This is a genomic window from Oryzomicrobium terrae, assembly GCF_008274805.1.
Lineage (GTDB): Bacteria > Pseudomonadota > Gammaproteobacteria > Burkholderiales > Rhodocyclaceae > Oryzomicrobium > Oryzomicrobium terrae.
The window spans coordinates 2417430-2433002 of record NZ_CP022579.1; the positions used below are offsets into that span (position 1 = coordinate 2417430).

16 protein-coding genes and 1 tRNA gene are annotated in these 15573 nt (G+C 61.8%); 6 read left to right on the forward strand and 11 right to left on the reverse strand.

The annotated features are described in order from the left end of the window. Positions 1-19 precede the first annotated feature (19 nt). The gene (locus OTERR_RS11005) at positions 20-1648 is read left to right on the forward strand and encodes a methyl-accepting chemotaxis protein (protein WP_149425774.1); all 1629 of its coding nucleotides are present in this window, start codon (positions 20-22) and stop codon (positions 1646-1648) included. A 127-nt stretch (positions 1649-1775) separates the two neighbouring features. Here the strand turns inward: OTERR_RS11005 and bamC are convergent, their stop codons facing one another. From bamC to OTERR_RS11020, 3 genes are all read right to left on the reverse strand, one after another. Then, a complete protein-coding gene (gene bamC, locus OTERR_RS11010) occupies positions 1776-2876 on the reverse strand; it encodes an outer membrane protein assembly factor BamC (RefSeq protein WP_246154138.1) in 1101 nt (366 codons plus the stop codon). Positions 2877-3002: 126 nt separating this feature from the next. Beyond that, positions 3003-3881: a 4-hydroxy-tetrahydrodipicolinate synthase gene (gene dapA / locus OTERR_RS11015; protein WP_054622083.1), complete on the reverse strand. Its 879-nt coding sequence runs from the start codon at positions 3879-3881 to the stop codon at positions 3003-3005. Positions 3882-3995: 114 nt separating this feature from the next. Next, a complete protein-coding gene (locus tag OTERR_RS11020; protein WP_054622082.1) occupies positions 3996-4922 on the reverse strand; it encodes a histone deacetylase family protein in 927 nt (308 codons plus the stop codon). Here OTERR_RS11020 and OTERR_RS16045 point away from each other — a divergent pair. The 5 genes from OTERR_RS16045 (at position 4878) to mltB (ending at position 10690) form a co-directional block, all read left to right on the forward strand. Further along, positions 4878-5249: a hypothetical protein gene (locus tag OTERR_RS16045; RefSeq protein WP_187775362.1), complete on the forward strand. Its 372-nt coding sequence runs from the start codon at positions 4878-4880 to the stop codon at positions 5247-5249. The two genes, OTERR_RS11020 and OTERR_RS16045, sit on opposite strands and share 45 nt — an antisense overlap. A 77-nt stretch (positions 5250-5326) precedes the next feature. Continuing rightward, the gene (locus tag OTERR_RS11025) at positions 5327-6262 is read left to right on the forward strand and encodes an AAA family ATPase (protein ID WP_149425775.1); all 936 of its coding nucleotides are present in this window, start codon (positions 5327-5329) and stop codon (positions 6260-6262) included. Beyond that, entirely contained in the window at positions 6259-7389 is a 1131-nt protein-coding gene (locus OTERR_RS11030) for a DUF58 domain-containing protein (protein WP_149425776.1), read from the forward strand. Before OTERR_RS11025 ends, OTERR_RS11030 begins: the two co-directional genes overlap by 4 nt. Next, positions 7386-9485, forward strand: a complete 2100-nt coding sequence (locus tag OTERR_RS11035; protein ID WP_149425777.1) for a transglutaminase TgpA family protein — start codon at positions 7386-7388, stop codon at positions 9483-9485. Before OTERR_RS11030 ends, OTERR_RS11035 begins: the two co-directional genes overlap by 4 nt. Continuing rightward, entirely contained in the window at positions 9482-10690 is a 1209-nt protein-coding gene (gene mltB / locus OTERR_RS11040) for a lytic murein transglycosylase B (protein WP_246154139.1), read from the forward strand. The genes OTERR_RS11035 and mltB overlap by 4 nt, the downstream gene beginning before the upstream one ends. Here mltB and rpoS read toward each other — a convergent pair. The 8 genes from rpoS to OTERR_RS11080 form a co-directional block, all read right to left on the reverse strand. Beyond that, a complete protein-coding gene (gene rpoS / locus OTERR_RS11045) occupies positions 10650-11636 on the reverse strand; it encodes an RNA polymerase sigma factor RpoS (protein WP_054622078.1) in 987 nt (328 codons plus the stop codon). The two genes, mltB and rpoS, sit on opposite strands and share 41 nt — an antisense overlap. Before the next feature lies 1 nt (position 11637). Next, positions 11638-12570, reverse strand: coding sequence for a peptidoglycan DD-metalloendopeptidase family protein (locus OTERR_RS11050; protein ID WP_054622077.1), 933 nt, complete (start codon positions 12568-12570; stop codon positions 11638-11640). Next, the gene (locus OTERR_RS11055) at positions 12567-13172 is read right to left on the reverse strand and encodes a protein-L-isoaspartate(D-aspartate) O-methyltransferase (RefSeq protein ID WP_054622076.1); all 606 of its coding nucleotides are present in this window, start codon (positions 13170-13172) and stop codon (positions 12567-12569) included. The genes OTERR_RS11050 and OTERR_RS11055 overlap by 4 nt, the downstream gene beginning before the upstream one ends. Positions 13173-13222: 50 nt before the next feature. Continuing rightward, positions 13223-13963, reverse strand: a complete 741-nt coding sequence (gene surE, locus OTERR_RS11060; protein WP_082397227.1) for a 5'/3'-nucleotidase SurE — start codon at positions 13961-13963, stop codon at positions 13223-13225. Positions 13964-14137: 174 nt separating this feature from the next. After that, a complete protein-coding gene (locus tag OTERR_RS11065; RefSeq protein ID WP_054622074.1) occupies positions 14138-14455 on the reverse strand; it encodes an H-NS histone family protein in 318 nt (105 codons plus the stop codon). A gap of 326 nt (positions 14456-14781) precedes the next feature. Then, positions 14782-14858: transfer RNA gene (locus OTERR_RS11070), tRNA-Pro, on the reverse strand. A gap of 64 nt (positions 14859-14922) precedes the next feature. Then, positions 14923-15276 (reverse strand): MerR family transcriptional regulator, encoded by a 354-nt coding sequence (locus OTERR_RS11075; RefSeq protein WP_054622073.1) that lies wholly within the window; start codon positions 15274-15276, stop codon positions 14923-14925. Further along, on the reverse strand, positions 15260-15565 hold the full coding sequence (locus tag OTERR_RS11080; RefSeq protein WP_054622072.1) for an integration host factor subunit alpha: 306 nt from the start codon (positions 15563-15565) through the stop codon (positions 15260-15262). The genes OTERR_RS11075 and OTERR_RS11080 overlap by 17 nt, the downstream gene beginning before the upstream one ends. Positions 15566-15573 lie beyond the last annotated feature (8 nt).

Here is a 15573-nt window from a genome sequence, read left to right on the forward strand (position 1 = left end):
AATAGCAAGGGGATGAAACATGCAGTGGTTCGACAATTTGAGCCTGCGGGCCAAGCTCTTACTCAATTTCGCCGTATCGGGCGGCGTACTCATCCTCGCCATCCTGTTCTGCCTGATGCAGATCCGTCTCGTCGGCAACACCAGCAACGAAATCATCACCAATTGGCTTCCGTCGATCCAGGTTACCGGCAAGATCAGCCAGGAGCGGCTGCGTTACCGGGTGCGCAGCCTGGAATACATGCTGGGCACCTCCGCCGAGGAGCGAACCAAGATTGAAAGTTCCCTGAACAAGCTCGACGGCGACCTACAGGCGGTCATCAAGGACTATCAGCCCCTGGTCACAGGCCCTGAAGAACAGCAGATCGTTGACCGGATCAAGCAAGGGGTGGCGGACTACCGCAAGGTAGTGGAAGAAAGCGTCGCCCTGATGAAGGACGGCAAGGACGCAGAAGCCCAACGCCTGCGCCAGGGCCTTTGGGTGGAAAAGGCCAACCAGTTGCGCGATGCCACCGATGCGCTGACCAAGTTCAACCAGGAAGGGGCCGGCAAGGCCGCCAGCGAAGGTTCCCGGCTGATCGCCAACGCCATGGTCGGCGGCATCATCGCCCTGATCGTTGGCTTGGCGGTTGCCGTACTGGCCTCGCTGCTGCTCGCCAACCGCATGTCGCGGCGCCTGGGTATTGCCGTCGAGGCCGCCCGGCGCATCGCCGCTGGCGACCTGCAGGCCCATCTTCCCGATGCAGGCCAGGATGAAGTGGGCAAGCTGATCGCCGCCATGGGGGACATGCAACGCTCGCTACGCACCACCCTGACCCAGACCCGGGACAACGCCGACCAGATTTCCAGCGCCGCCCAACAACTCAACAACGGCGCCACCCAGCTCGAACTCAGCGCCAACGCCCAAAGTTCCGCCGCGTCTGCCATTGCCGCCAACATCGAGCAATTGACCGTATCGATCAACCACGTGTCGGACAGCACCACCGATTCCAGCCGTCTGGCCTCCGAATCGGACGCCCAGGCCCGTGCTGGGCGGGACACTTTGCTGCGCATGGTCGATGAGATCACCCGGGTGTCCACGGTGGTGAACACCGCCGCAACCCAGGTCGCAGCCCTGGAAGGCCAATCGGCGCAGATTTCCCACATCGTCAGCGTGATTCGTGACATCGCCGATCAGACCAACCTGCTGGCCTTGAACGCCGCCATCGAGGCGGCACGGGCCGGCGAGCATGGCCGAGGCTTCGCCGTGGTCGCCGACGAAGTGCGCAAACTGTCGGAGCGGACCGCCCAGTCCACCAGCGAGATCACCCAAATGGTCAGCGCCATCCAGGAATCCACCCAGCAAGTTGTGGCGGGCATCCAGGAGGGCGTCGCCTCGGTGGACAACAGCGTCACCCTGGCCCGGGAAGCCGGCGACACGGTCAGCCACCTTCAGGAGATGGCGCAACGGGTCGCGCAATTGGTGGCCGACGTAGCCGAGGCCCTGCGTGAGCAATCCTCCGCCTCCACCGACGTGGCCCGGCGCGTAGAGGAAATCGCCACTCACGCCGAGGAGAATAGCGCCACCACCGCCGAAACCGCCTCCGCCGCACGCACCCTCGACAGCGTGGCCCACAGCATGCAACAGGTCGTCGGCCGCTTCCGGCTCTGAGCCTGGCGCTGCCGGCGGGGTTGGGGGCGAGGAATGGAGCTGCCCCCGCCCTCCGCACAACCTCCCTACACAAGTAAAAAGCCCCGCCAAATTGGCGGGGCTTTTTACTTGCTGCAACTGGAGCCGCTCAACGCAGTTGATCGTAGAGCAGCGCCAAAATGCGCTTGGCGGTATCGGAGGTATCGCTCCCCCCTTCCCGGGTCAGCACCTGGACCTGAGTCGCATCGCCGCCATCGCGGACGAAGATGCGGTACTGAGTGTTGTTTTCAGGCTTGGGCGTGCTCTTCCAGAAGGCCAGCTTGGACAACAGTCCCGGATCCTTGTTGGCGGCATCGGCCTCAGGGTCCACGTAGCGGACGAAGAACAGCCCCTTGGAGCGGTCCCGATCCTCGACGGTAAAGCCGACCCGGTCAAGCGCCAGACCGACACGGCGCCAGGCCCGGTCAAAGCGCTCATCGACCATCACCTGGGCGGTTCCGTCACTATTCTTGACCACCCGAGCCTTTTCCACCGGCTTGCCGCTGGCGGCAATCTGAGCTTCGGCCCGTTTCTCCTCGACACCGAAACGCAGCATCAAGCGACGCAGCATTTCTGCTTCGAGCTCTGGATCGGCGGCACGGGGCTGCCAACGCGTCTGGTCTTTTTCGGTAGTGATATAGACCTCTTCCATGCCGCGATGGCTGATGAAGATATCCGTCGTTCCCGGCTGCGCCCCCGGTTCCAGGCGAGTACGGAACTTGTCCCGCTCCCCGGTGGAATAGAGGGAGTCGAGCAGTTTCCCCAGGGTGTTGCGCAGAAAGTCTTCACCGATCTTGGCCCGGTTTTCTGCCCAATCGGTTTCCATCACGCCGGCATCGGGTTGCTCAGTCTTGATGATGAAACCGGTTTCCTGCCAGAACTCCTTGACCGTGTCCCAGACTTTATCCGGTGTCTGGTCGACCACCAGCCAGCGCTGACTCCCGGAACGTTCGATATGAGTCTTTTCCACCTGGGGCAATACGGTGCTGTTCTGCACCTGGGCCTTCGGATCCCGCTCAGCAGAATAAGCCGAGAAGGTGGCCGAGCCTTTGCCGCCGATGTCCGGAACGGAAAAACGGTCATCCTTGGAGGGTGCCGTCAGGTCAGGGGGAATTTCCAGAGAAGGAACTTGACTCTTGCCCGCAGACTTGTAGTCGATCTTTTTCGATTCGGGCAGCACGCTGCAACCGGAAGCAGCGGCAACCGCCACAGCGACGCTCGCGGCCAAGGCCAGACGAACGGAATGAATGTCAGGGTGCTTCAAAATCGTCGGCTCTCGCTTCAGTGTTGGCGAAATGGAAAAAGGAAGCGGCGGACACGCCGCCGCTTTCAGGCTTTAGGCGAGCACGCCAGCCTGGCGCATGGCGCCACGCACCCGCTCATGGTACTCGGGGGACAGGGTCGTCAGCGGCAGACGGATGCCACCGGGAATAAGACCGAGCTGCTGCACCGCCCACTTGACCGGAATCGGGTTGGCTTCGCAGAACAGGTGCTTGTGCAGCCCCAGCAGCTTGGCATTGATCTCGCGGGCGGTCTTCACATCGCCGGCACGGGCCGCCACCACCATCTCGTGCATCAGGCGCGGCGCCACGTTGTTGGTTACCGAAATCACGCCATGGGCGCCGAGGAACAACAGGGCGCACCCGGAGGCGTCGTCGCCGCTGTACACGGCAAAACCTTCAGGGGCACGGAGGATCAGGTCGGTGCCGCGCTCGATGTTGCCGGTGGCGTCCTTGATGCCGACGATGTTGTCGATCTCGGCCAGACGCAGAGCGGTGTCGTTGCTCATATCGGCCACGGTGCGGCCGGGCACGTTGTAGAGGATGACCGGCACGTCCACCGCTTCCGCAATGGCGCGGAAGTGCTGGTACAGGCCTTCCTGAGTCGGCTTGTTGTAGTAGGGCACCACGGACAGGACGGCATCGACGCCCACGTCCTTGGCGAAACGGGTCAGCTCAATGGCTTCGGCGGTGGAGTTGGCACCGGTACCGGCGATCACCGGAACGCGGCCGGCAGAATGCTCGACCGTGGTCTTGATCAGCGCACAATGCTCCTCCACGCCTACGGTCGGGGATTCCCCGGTGGTGCCGACGATGACGATGCCGTCGGTGCCTTCGGCAACATGAAAGTCGATCAGCCGGCGCAAGGCGGCGAGATCGAGGCTGCCATCCTCCTGCATGGGAGTAACGATGGCGACGAGGGATCCGGTAATCATGGCGGGGTCGGGTATGAAATGCTGAAAGCGTTCGATTCTACCCGAACCCCGATTGCCGGGAATACCTTGGGTGGGACATTCATCGGCACGGGGCGGAATCGCCCCGGTTCGAGCTTACAGGTCGGCCAGCACGCGCAGATGCGCCGCCACGCTGCGCGCCAGAGACGACAGCACGTAGCCGCCTTCCAGCATCGAAACGATACGCCCCTGGCAGGCTTGGTCCGCGTAGCGCTTGATTTCTCGCGTCACGTAGGCGTAATCCGACTCCACCAACTTCATGCTGCCCATGTCGTCCTCGTAATGGGCATCGAAACCGGCGGAGATGAAGACCATTTCCGGCTGGAACTCACGCAGGCGGGGCAGCCAGATATCGGAAACCACCATGCGGAACTCTTCGCCGGAGGTTCCCGCCGGCAACGGCACATTGCACATGTTTTCAGCGGTGCAATCAGCACCGCTGTAGGGGAAGAACGGATGCTGGAACATGCTGACCATCAACACCCGAGGATCATCCTTGAAGATATCCTCGGTACCGTTGCCGTGGTGCACGTCGAAATCGACGATGGCCACCCGGGACAGGCCGTGGTGTTCGAGTGCGTGGCGGGCGGCTACGGCGACGTTGTTGATGAAGCAAAACCCCAGGGCGGTTTCCCGTTCGGCGTGGTGGCCGGGGGGACGAATCGCGCAAAAGGCATTGGCCACCTCTCGCTTCATCACCATATCCACCGCCATGATGCCCGCCCCGGCGGAACGTAACGCAGCCTGCCACGTGTAGGGGTTCATCGCCGTATCGGGATCGAGGTGCACGATGCCGTTTTCCGGGGCGCTACGCTTGAGCTTTTCCAGGTAGCCGACCGGATGGACACGGCGCAACTCTTCGAGGGTAGCCAGGGGCGCGTCGAAGTGACTGAAATAAGCATCGATCCCCTGAGCGATCAGATGATCCGAGATGGCGGTCAAACGACTGGGGGATTCTGGGTGAAACGACCCCATGTCATGAAGAAAGCAATCCTTGTGACTGATGAAAGCGGTGGTGGTCACAACTTCTACCCTGCGTTGAATTGGTCTGGAGCGGGTCGATCGGCACGAACAACCACCGGCCCCGCCGACATGTTGCGGGTACCAATGCACTGCCTTCGACTCGACGATTCCTGCGCCATGGCTCCGTTTGGGGATCGGGCCGGCTGCTGTTATGACTACCCGGCGCTTATCGCGCCGTTATTGTTGTTCCCTGGTTCTGCCAAGCTGGAACGCAGGGTTTTACCGTTCTCTTCATGCATTATCATCTCATTCACCAGGCATCACAACACGCATGCCTCGTGCCTCTTCTCCGCCAAAAACCTTCCCCAGCAAGGCTTTTCTGCTTGAGCCCTCAGCAAAGGCACTCGATCGGCAGCAAGCGGTCTTACCTTCGACGTTCCAACTATCCATCCACAAGCCTCCCCATGGACGCAGCCCTCCCCGCCGCCCGCCTCACTCCCGTTCTGGATGCCGCAAGCCAGATCATTCTCGGCAAGGCAGACGTGATCCGTCTGGCACTGGCCTGCCTGCTCGCCCGGGGGCACCTGCTTATCGAGGACGTGCCCGGCGTTGGCAAAACCACCCTGGCTCACACCCTGGCCCGGCTGTTGGGACTGCACTTTGCCCGCATCCAGTTCACCAGTGACCTGCTTCCGGCAGACGTGGTCGGGGTTTCCATCTACGAACGTAGCACCGACGGTTCCCGTTTCCGTTTCCTGCCTGGTCCGGTGTTTGCCCAGGTAGTGCTGGCCGACGAAATCAACCGGGCCAGCCCGAAGACTCAGAGCGCCCTCCTCGAAGCCATGGAAGAAGGCCAGGTCACGGTGGATGGGGAAACCCGGCTGCTGCCCGAACCGTTCTTCGTCATCGCCACCCAGAACCCATCGCACCAGGTCGGGACCTTCCCCCTGCCAGAATCGCAACTGGACCGCTTTCTGATGCGCCTGTCCCTAGGCTACCCGGACCCGGAGGCAGAACGTGCCCTGCTCTCCAGCGGCGGGCGGCGCGACCAGGTGGAACGGCTTGCCCCCCTGCTCGCTCCCGGCGACATGCCGGCATTGCAGCACGCGGCTGCCCAGGTACACGCCTCCCCCGCCTTGGTGGAGTACGTCTATGCCCTGACCGCGGCGACCCGTCAGAATGGCCGCTTCCGCCATGGCCTATCACCCCGGGCGGCCTTGGGTCTGCTCGCCGCGGCCCGGGCCTTGGCCTTCATCGCCGGTCGCGATCATGTCCTGCCCGAAGATGTCCAGGCGGTCTTCCCAGCCGTGGCTTGCCACCGCCTGGCCCCCATACATGGCGACGGCTCCCTCACCCTCGATGCCGCCCAGCACCTGATCGAGGCGGTCCCGCTACCGTGAATGGTCCCCGTACGCCGACACTGGCCCCTAACGCTCGACCTCATCGTATTGGACCGCTGCGGCGCTGGTACCAGCAGAAGCTGGAACGCTGGCTGTATGGGCGCGCACCTGACCTCCAGCCGCTCACGCTCACCCAGCGGCGCATTTACATCCTGCCGACGGTTGCTGGCCTGGGATTTGTCGCCACCTTGCTCACCATGTTGCTGGTGGCCATCAACTACGACCTGGCGCTCGGTTACGCCGTGGTCTTTCTCCTGGCCGGGGTGGGCACACTGGGAATGGGCCAGACATGCCGCAACCTCGCCGGCCTGACCCTGGTCCCCGGCCACGCCGACAACGCCCTGGCCGGAGAAACGCTATACGTGACTCTCTACGCCCGGCACAGCCGGAACGAGCCCCGGCCCGCGCTTCGTTTCAATGTGGCGGACGACGGCATGGCGTGCGCCCCCGTCGATATTTCCCTCCGAGCCGCTGGCGAGGTTACGGTCACGCTGCGTATCACGGGGCTACAGCGCGGCCCTTTTCGCCTTCCCCCGATACGGGTGGAAAGCCGTTTTCCCCTCGGGCTATTCCGGACCTGGACGATTTGGCGCCCCCCCATCGCTGCACTGATCTATCCGGCGCCTGCATACCCGGCCCCCGCATTGCCGCCGCTCGCTGCACGGGGTCAGATCCGGCGTACGACCCAGACCCGCCATCCCTGGACCGGCGAGGACGATTTCGCCGGGTTGCGCCAACGCACCCCGGCGGACCCGCTCCGCCATGTGGCCTGGAAAATCGCTGCCCGCCGCGATGGTATTGAAATAGCGACACCCGAATTGCTGCTGAAACACTTCCATGGCACCGAGGCGGGTGAACAATGGCTGTCCTGGGACGACGCTCGTCCCGAATGCGATGACCACGACGACCCCGCCGCAGGACAGGAAGCCCGCCTCTCCATCCTCTGCGCCTGGGTGCTGGCGGCGGAACGCCGCGGAGTGCCTTATGGGCTGCGATTGCCCGGCGAGGATATCCCGCCGGACCTCGGCCCTGCCCATCGGGAAGCCTGTCTCACCCGGCTTGCCTTGTTTGGCCTCGACACCTCTGCTTCCGCACCGTGGGATACGTCGGCGGGAGCTGCATCATGACGCTGCCAGAATGGCTCCAGCCGATCCGCCAGCGCAGCCGGCCTGGCTACGATCCTGAAATCGCCTGGTTGCTGGGCCTTGCCGTTCTCGTCGCGGCCCCCCTGACAACCACCCTGCCCCTTTGGGCCAGCCTGGCGGTTGTGGCCCTGTTTGGTGTGCGAGCAGCGTTATTGCTCTATGCCCCCCAGCCCACAGCGCCGCCCCGTTGGCTCGTCCTGCTCGGGGCCTTGGCGGTGATGGCGGCGGTGGGGCTGGAATTCCGCACCGTATTCGGCCGGGGGCCCGGCGTCACCTTGCTGGCGTTTTTTCTCGCCCTCAAGTTCTACGAGTTCCGTAAATCCGACGCACCGGACGCGTGTCAGCCCGGCCGGGATGCCTGGGTGGTCATACTGCTCGCCTGCTTTCTGCTGCTGGCCCAGTTCTTCGAATCTCAATCGATCCTCACCGGTCTCTGGGCCCTGGGATGCTGCATCGCTATCGTAGTCACGCTCCTCCGCCTGCACAGCGGTAGCCAGCCCCTCCCCATACCCTTCATCCTCCGCCGTAGTGGATTCCTGATCGCCCTCGCCCTGCCCTTCATGGCGGCGTTGTACCTGCTTTTCCCGCGCATCGACGGCCCCCTGTGGGGGCTCCCCCGGGATGCCTACAGCGCCCGCAGCGGTCTGTCCGACACCATGGCGCCGGGGTCGATCGCCAATCTCATCCAATCCACGGAAATCGCTTTCCGGGTCCGCTTTGACGGACCGCCACCAGCCAAGTCTCAACTCTACTTCCGTGGCCCGGTCCTGGAAGGTTTCGATGGCACCACCTGGAGCGCCCTCCCCTCCCCCCAACTAGCGCCAGCCCAGATCCGCCAGGACCCCAGCCAACCGGTCTTTGCCTACACCCTCACCCTGGAGCCCCACGGGGGGCGCTGGCTGCTGGCCCTGGACCATCCCCTTTCCTGGCCGAGCGGCACGCATCTGAGCGCCACCGGCGACGTTCAAGCCAGCAGCACGATCGTCAAGCGCCTGCGTTATTCCGCCCGCTCCCAACCGGCCGCACGCCTCGCCCAAGATGAAGCACCGCAAATCCTCGAACGCTCACGTCAGTTGCGCCCCGCCAGCAGCACTGGCGGGAACCCCCGTGCCCAGGCCCTGGGCGCGGCCCTGCGGGAAGAAATGGCCAGTGCCCGCGCCGAAGATCGGCCGCGCCTGATCGCTGCCCGTCTGCTCGAACGCTTTCGCCGCGAACCCTTCGTCTACACCCTGAACCCGCCGCTGCTCGGAGCCAATCCGGTCGATGAATTTCTCTTCGAGACCCGGGGCGGTTTCTGTGAACATTTCGCCTCGGCCTTTGTAGTGGTGATGCGGGCCGCAGGCGTGCCCGCCCGGGTGGTAACCGGTTATCAAGGTGGCGAATTGAATCCTTTGGATGGCTTTTGGGTGATCCGTCAGTCGGATGCTCATGCCTGGGCCGAAATCTGGTACCCGGCAAATGGGTGGGTCCGGGTCGATCCAACTGCGGCCGTATCTCCGGCCCGGGTCGAGTCCGGTCTTGCCGATGCTGCCGCAGCCGGCGATCCACTGCCTCCTCTGGTGCGCAGCGACTGGTCCTGGCTGCGCCAGACCCGCTACCGCTGGGAAGCGGCGCAGAACGCCTGGAACCAATGGGTGCTCGGGTACAATCCGCAGCGGCAACAGGATCTGCTAACCCGCTTGGGCTGGCCCGATGCCGACTGGCGTCGGCTGGTTGCGCTGCTCGTCGGCGCGGGAGGCATTCTGCTGGCCGTTGCCGGATTGCTGGCGTTCTGGCCGGGACGACGCCCCGCGCCCGGCGACGATCCCGCCGAACGGCTCTGGCGGCGCTTCTGCCGACACCTCGCCTGGCGCGGCATCGTGCGCGCGCCTCACGAAGGCCCCGCCGATTTCGCCCGGCGCGTTGCCATCCAATTTCCCGCCTGGACCCCCTTGGTGCAAGAAGCGACCGACTGCTACATCCAACTGCGTTATGCCGCTCCAGATGAGCAGCAGAAAGGCCTTCCCCAGGCTTCCCAGGCCTCAATCCGCCGCCTCCGGGCCCTCGCCCGCGCCGCCCTGTTTCGGAGATTCCGTTGAGCACTACCGCCCGCCGCCCTTCCCTGCCCTCTGCCCTTTATCTGGCCCTGGCCCTGCTAGGCGTGGGTACCCTGGCACACCACCCCGCCAGAGCCCAGGAGGGCAACCCGACGGTGGGAGTGATGCAACCTTTTCTCGGCGACCCTGACGTCGAGCGCTTCATCGACGAAATGGTGGCCAAGCATGGTTTCGATGCCGCCACACTGCACCGTGACTTCGCCCTGACCGCCCCCAACAAGGCCGTACTGAAGGCCATCGCCCCGCCGACCCGGGTGGAGCAACGCTCCTGGGTGCGCTATCGGGAACGCTTCGTCAACGTGCGCCGCGTTTCCAGCGGGTTGGCCTTCATGGCCGAGCACGCTCGAGAACTCGTGGAAGCCCAGGCCCAGTATGGCGTGCCCAAGGAAATCATCGCGGCGATCATCGGCGTGGAAACGGAGTACGGGCAGAATCCCGGACGCTTCAAGGTATTCGAAGCCCTCGCCACTCTGGCCTTCCGTTATCCGCCCCGCGCGCCATTCTTCCGCAGCGAACTGGAACAGTTTCTTTTGCTGGCCCGGGAAAACGGCATGGACGATCTGGCGGTGAAAGGCTCTTACGCGGGAGCAATCGGGATCCCCCAGTTCATGCCGAGCAGCCAACGCCGCTACGCCGTCGATTTCGATGGCAACGGCCAGATCGACCTGCGCGGCAGCAGCCGTGACGCCATCGGCAGTGTGGCGGCCTTTCTGGCAGCCCACGGCTGGCAACGGGATGAAGGTATTGCCATCCCCGTCCAGATTGCCGATGCTCAAGCCCAGGCATTGGTGGACGAAGGTATTCGTCCTCAGCGCACGCTTGCCGAACTTACCGAACGCGGGGTGATCCTGCCCTCGCCCCAGACGAACAGCGGCACAGTCTGGGACCGCAAAGCCGCGCTGGTGGACCTGGTATCCCCAGAAGCCCCCACCCAATACTGGCTGGGGTTCGACAACTTTTTCGTCATCACGCGCTACAACCGCTCGAGCTTTTATGCCATGTCGGTTTTCCAGTTGGCCGAAGCGCTACGCGAAGCGAAAGTAGACGGCGTGCCGGTAACGGCTCGCGTCGTCAGCGACGGCCGTAGCACCGGCACCCGGACCGTTCCGGCCGCAGCCAAGGCAACCGGGTGGCATCAGCCTGCGTCTAAATCAGACTCTCGCGGGAAACGCCACGCCGCCGGATAATGCGCCGCAGCTGCCCAAGCGCCTCAACCTGAATCTGGCGGACCCGCTCCCGGGTTAGGCTTAGGTCAGCGGCAATGGACTCCAGGGTGGCAACCTCCATGCCGTTGAGGCCATAGCGACGCTCGATCACCTGGCGCTGTCGGTCCGACAACTCCATCACCCAGTGATTGACCAAGCCGGACAGCTCGGAGGATTGGAGGAGCCCTACCGGATCGGCGCTGTTTTCGTCGGCGATGGCGTCGGATACCGTGTGGTTGGGGTCCACGTCGAGGGGAGCATCGAGCGATGCGGTGTGTTCGTTGAGCGCCAGGAGACGGCGCACGTCCTCGACAGGCTTTTCCGTCAGGGCGGCGATTTCCTCCACCCCGTACTCCTGAGCGTGATTGGCCTCCAGATGGCGGATGGCCCGCAGCACGCCGTTGATTTCCTTGACCACATGCACCGGCAAGCGAATCGTCCGGGACTGGTTCATGATGGCCCGTTCGATATTCTGCCGAATCCACCAGGTCGCGTAGGTGGAAAAGCGGAAACCACGGTCGGGCTCGAACTTCTCCAATGCGTGCATCAACCCCAGATTGCCCTCTTCTATCAGGTCGAGCAGCGGGATACCCCGGTTTAGGTAATGCTTGGCGATGTTCACAACCAGTCGCAGGTTGTGCTCGATCATCTTTTGCCTGGCGGCAAAGTCGCCGGCCCGGGAAGCGCGGGCCGTAGCGGCCTCTTCTTCCGGCGTCAGAAGAGGTTTAGCGCCGATGTCGTTAAGATAAATCTGGGTGACATCGTTGAGGATTTCCACCTCGGGAGGCAGGGCCTCCGTATTGGCGTCTGTGCCGGCATCGGAGCCGGCGTCAGACTCTTCCACCTCCACCGCCCCTTCCGGTTCGGCGGCTTCTTCGGAGAAATCTTCCTCGGCATCGTCGGCGAACTCGGAGTGGCGGTTGTTCATATCAGCGTGGCGGTAAATATTTTAGAGGGTCTACCGGCTTGCCCTGACGCCGAACCTCGAAGTGCAGCTTCGTGGTATCGGTATCGGTATTGCCAATTTCGGCAATCTTCTGCCCCTTGACGACGCTCTGGCCTTCCTTGACCAGAACGTTGCTGTTGTGAGCATAAGCAGTCAGGTAGGCTGCATTGTGCTTAATAATCACGAGCTTGCCGTACCCACGCAGGCCAACCCCGGCATACACAACCTTGCCCTCCGCCGCCGCAAGAACTGGATCGCCTTGTTTGCCGGCGATGTCGATACCCTTGGTCGTATCGGAGAATGTAGACAGGGTTTTTCCGGAAGCAGGCCAACTCCAGGCAGGCTCGTCACCCTCTTTTGAGTCGCGAGGTTCTTGCTTGGTTTCCGTCTTGGGCTCAATTTTTTGCTCAGCCTTCGCCGCAGGTACCGTATTGCCCGCCTGCGCGGCCGCAAGTGCCTGGTCGGTATAGGGCTCTTTGCCGGCCCGAGGCTCTCGCTTGAGGCCATCAGAAGTTGCAGGTGCAAGGGGAACCGTCGTTACGCCAGCGCCATCCAGGGAACGCTTTTCGATGGCAGCACCCGGGCCAATCGGTTTGGCCACCGCCACGGACGAGCCTACGGCTTCTGCCGGCGCTTTAACGCACAGCACCTGGCCAACTAGGATACGGTTCGGATTTTCGATCCGGTTCCAAATGATCACGTCGCGGTAATCGGCACCGTGATCAAGCGCGATACTGTAAAGGGTATCGCCCTTCTTGACGGTATAAGTCTCAGGGCAGCCCGGAACCGCAGCAGCGCTTGCACCACGTGGCGCGACCTGGCCCCGATCCACCACGGGAGCAGGCTGCTGGGTTGCGCAACCAGCGGCGGCAAGAGCAAGGCTGGCAAGGGAGAAAAGGGATCGACGGGAAATCATTCTGTTCCGGGAAGTAGCGGGACGAATCGGACCGCATCCAGTTTGGTTTCAACAAACCCCTGGGGAGTGCGTTCCACGAGGTGCAGCGTCTGCTCGACGCTTCCGATCGGAAGCACTATTCTGCCACCCGGCGACAACTGCTGTAAAAGCGCCAACGGCAGGGATGGAGCCGCGGCCGCTACGATGATGGTGTCGAAAGGGGCAGCTTCAGGCAAGCCCATCTGACCATCGGCATGTTTCAGGCGCACATTGAACTGACGCAGGGCACGCAAATTGGCCTTGGCCTTTTCCAGGAGCGGCGCAATGCGCTCGACGGCATAAACCTCTGGGGTCAGTCGCCCCAGAACGGCAGCCTGATAGCCACACCCGGCTCCAACCTCAAGCGTTTTACCCAAGCCCGAGCGTCCGCTGCGCAACAGTTCGATCATACGAGCAACGATGAACGGCTGGGAAATGGTCTGGGAAAAGCCCAAGGGCAGCGCCGTATCCTCGTAGGCCCGGGAAGCCAGCGCTTCTTCGACAAACTGGTGGCGGGGAATTTCACCCATGGCAGTCAAGACTGCCTCGTCGCGAATGCCCTGCTCGCGCAGCCGTTCAATCATGCGCACTCGAGTGCGCGCCGAGGTCATGCCCAGGCCGAGGGTCGATCGTGTCATGCCAGCCAGTCGCGAATAAGGGGAAGTTGCCCGTTATGAGTCAGATCCAGTTGGAGCGGCGTGACTGAAACATGGCCGGCAGCCACTGCGTGAAAATCGGTACCTTCACCCGCATCCTGGGCAGTCCCAGCGGCGCCGACCCAATACACGGTTTCACCGCGCGGCGTTTTTGCCCGTACCACTGGCTCTGCTTTATGGCGCTTACCCAGGCGAGTAATACGCAAATCACCAACTTGTTCCACGGGGAGATCCGGAACATTCACATTGAGCAAAACGGGTTGCTTCAATGGCCGCTCGGCATAATGCAACACCAAACGCCGAGCGACCTGAGCGGCTGTTTCAAAATGTTTGTCACTGCGACTAACGAGCGAGACAGCGATTGACGGAATCCCAAGAAGGTAGCCTTCTGTGGCTGCTGCAACGGTACCGGAATAAACAGTGTCATCACCCATATTGGCACCATGGTTAATTCCAGAAACCACCATATCTGGCAATTCATCCAGCATTCCCGTAACAGCCAGATGGACGCAGTCGGTTGGGGTGCCATTGACGTAATAGAACCCATTGGCCGCCCGACGCAGCGACAAGGGTCGATCAAGCGTCAATGAATTGCTGGCGCCACTGCGATCACGCTCAGGTGCCACCACCGTAATGTCCGCCACATCTGCCAAAGCCTGAGCAAGCGCCTCGATGCCTGGGGCAAAATAACCGTCGTCGTTACTGAGCAGAATTCGCATGGAAGTCAGGAAGCTGGTAGCTGATCGAAGCGCTCATTATCACCTGAGCGCCCTTCCCTTTGCACGCGCTTCCAAGCGATGTCTGCACCGAGAGGGTGCAAAAAACTCCCTGCAACAACAAAAAGGGCGGATCACTTGATCCGCCCTTTTATCAACTCGTCGGCTGCAGGTTCGTTAGACCGCAAGCTCTTCGATCTTTCGTCCTTGACCGATCCAGGCCTCAACCCACTGGGGCTTACGACCACGACCGGTCCAGGTCAGCGCCTGGTTTTCCGGATGACGGTATTTCACCGCTACCGGCTTGCTGACGCGAACCTTGGTCTCTTTAGCGCCGCCAATCAACTGATCAATGGAAAAGCCACGAGCTTCTGCCAGGGCACGGACCTCATCCAGCACTTTTTTCTTTTCCTGGTCTTCACGCTTCACGATTTCAGCCGGAATCTGCTTCTGCAATTGCTTGAGTTCAGCCAGGGAAAGGGAGGAAATATCCATGAATTTCTCCAGAGTATTAAGTTGGGCAAAATCATTCTACCCTGACTTTTGTAATGAGCAAAAGCCCCTACACATGCATGGATAAACATAATGGATAGAGCGCGAAAAAAGTCAGCTTCGATACCACCCACACCGCCACATTCTTTGATTAAAAAAATAACCAGGTGGTTATCCTGTCAAACTAGGTATCTGGCAGATGATTACAGATATCGCAACGGGGGCAATGCCATACACATTGACGCTGAACGAGCAATCCGCCCACAGCGCTGACTTTAGAAACAAAAAAAGCCTGGTGAGTGATCACCAGGCTTTTTTTAGTCTTTCTTTGGTCGGGGCGGCGGGATTCGAACTCGCGACCCCTTGCACCCCATGCAAGTGCGCTACCAGGCTGCGCTACGCCCCGACACGAAGCGCATTATATCAAAAATCCGACGTTGTGCATCTTTTTCTTCGTTCTCGACCGTTTTTCACACTTGCAGCAATTCGAGCAGTACCGTCAGCTCCTGGCGCAGGGCAGCAGCAGACAGACTGCCTGCCGCTTCGTCCCCCTCTTCCAGACGGTGCCGAGCACCACTGATGGTAAAGCCCTGGTTATAGAGCAACTCGCGGATCCGCCTGACCAGTAGCACTTCGTGGTGCTGGTAATAGCGACGGTTACCGCGGCGCTTGACTGGCTTCAGTTGCGTGAACTCCTGCTCCCAGTAGCGCAGGACGTGTGGTTTCACCCCACACAATTCGCTTACTTCGCCAATGGTGAAATAGCGCTTGGCTGGGATCGGAGGCAGGTCATCCTGGCCCATCGACTTAGGATTCGTTTCCATCGTAGGACTGCTCCACTTCGCCCTTCAGTTTCTGGCTGGCATGGAAGGTCACCACCCGACGTGCCGAAATGGGGATTTCTTCACCAGTCTTAGGGTTTCGCCCAGGACGCTGAGGTTTATCGCGCAACTGGAAGTTGCCAAATCCAGACAGCTTGACGCCCTCTCCTCGCTCCAGGGCATCCCGGATTTCTTCGAAGAAGGCCTCGACCATGTCCTTGGCTTCACGCTTGTTCAGACCAACCTTTTCGAAGAGGAGGTCGGCGAGTTCTGCTTTTGTTAGCGTCGACATGAACTTCC

Excerpts from the sequence above, each read along its gene's own strand:
- OTERR_RS11005 (WP_149425774.1), top strand. The coding sequence starts at position 20 with ATGCAGTGGTTCGACAATTTGAGCCTGCGGGCCAAGCTCTTACTCAAT.
- dapA (WP_054622083.1), bottom strand. The coding sequence starts at position 3,881 with ATGATTACCGGATCCCTCGTCGCCATCGTTACTCCCATGCAGGAGGAT.
- OTERR_RS16045 (WP_187775362.1), top strand. The coding sequence starts at position 4,878 with ATGAAGAAAGCAATCCTTGTGACTGATGAAAGCGGTGGTGGTCACAAC.
- OTERR_RS11025 (WP_149425775.1), top strand. The coding sequence starts at position 5,327 with ATGGACGCAGCCCTCCCCGCCGCCCGCCTCACTCCCGTTCTGGATGCC.
- OTERR_RS11035 (WP_149425777.1), top strand. The coding sequence starts at position 7,386 with ATGACGCTGCCAGAATGGCTCCAGCCGATCCGCCAGCGCAGCCGGCCT.
- rpoS (WP_054622078.1), bottom strand. The coding sequence starts at position 11,636 with ATGAACAACCGCCACTCCGAGTTCGCCGACGATGCCGAGGAAGATTTC.
- OTERR_RS11050 (WP_054622077.1), bottom strand. The coding sequence starts at position 12,570 with ATGATTTCCCGTCGATCCCTTTTCTCCCTTGCCAGCCTTGCTCTTGCC.
- OTERR_RS11055 (WP_054622076.1), bottom strand. The coding sequence starts at position 13,172 with ATGATTGAACGGCTGCGCGAGCAGGGCATTCGCGACGAGGCAGTCTTG.
- surE (WP_082397227.1), bottom strand. The coding sequence starts at position 13,963 with ATGCGAATTCTGCTCAGTAACGACGACGGTTATTTTGCCCCAGGCATC.
- OTERR_RS11065 (WP_054622074.1), bottom strand. The coding sequence starts at position 14,455 with ATGGATATTTCCTCCCTTTCCCTGGCTGAACTCAAGCAATTGCAGAAG.
- OTERR_RS11075 (WP_054622073.1), bottom strand. The coding sequence starts at position 15,276 with ATGGAAACGAATCCTAAGTCGATGGGCCAGGATGACCTGCCTCCGATC.
- OTERR_RS11080 (WP_054622072.1), bottom strand. The coding sequence starts at position 15,565 with ATGTCGACGCTAACAAAAGCAGAACTCGCCGACCTCCTCTTCGAAAAG.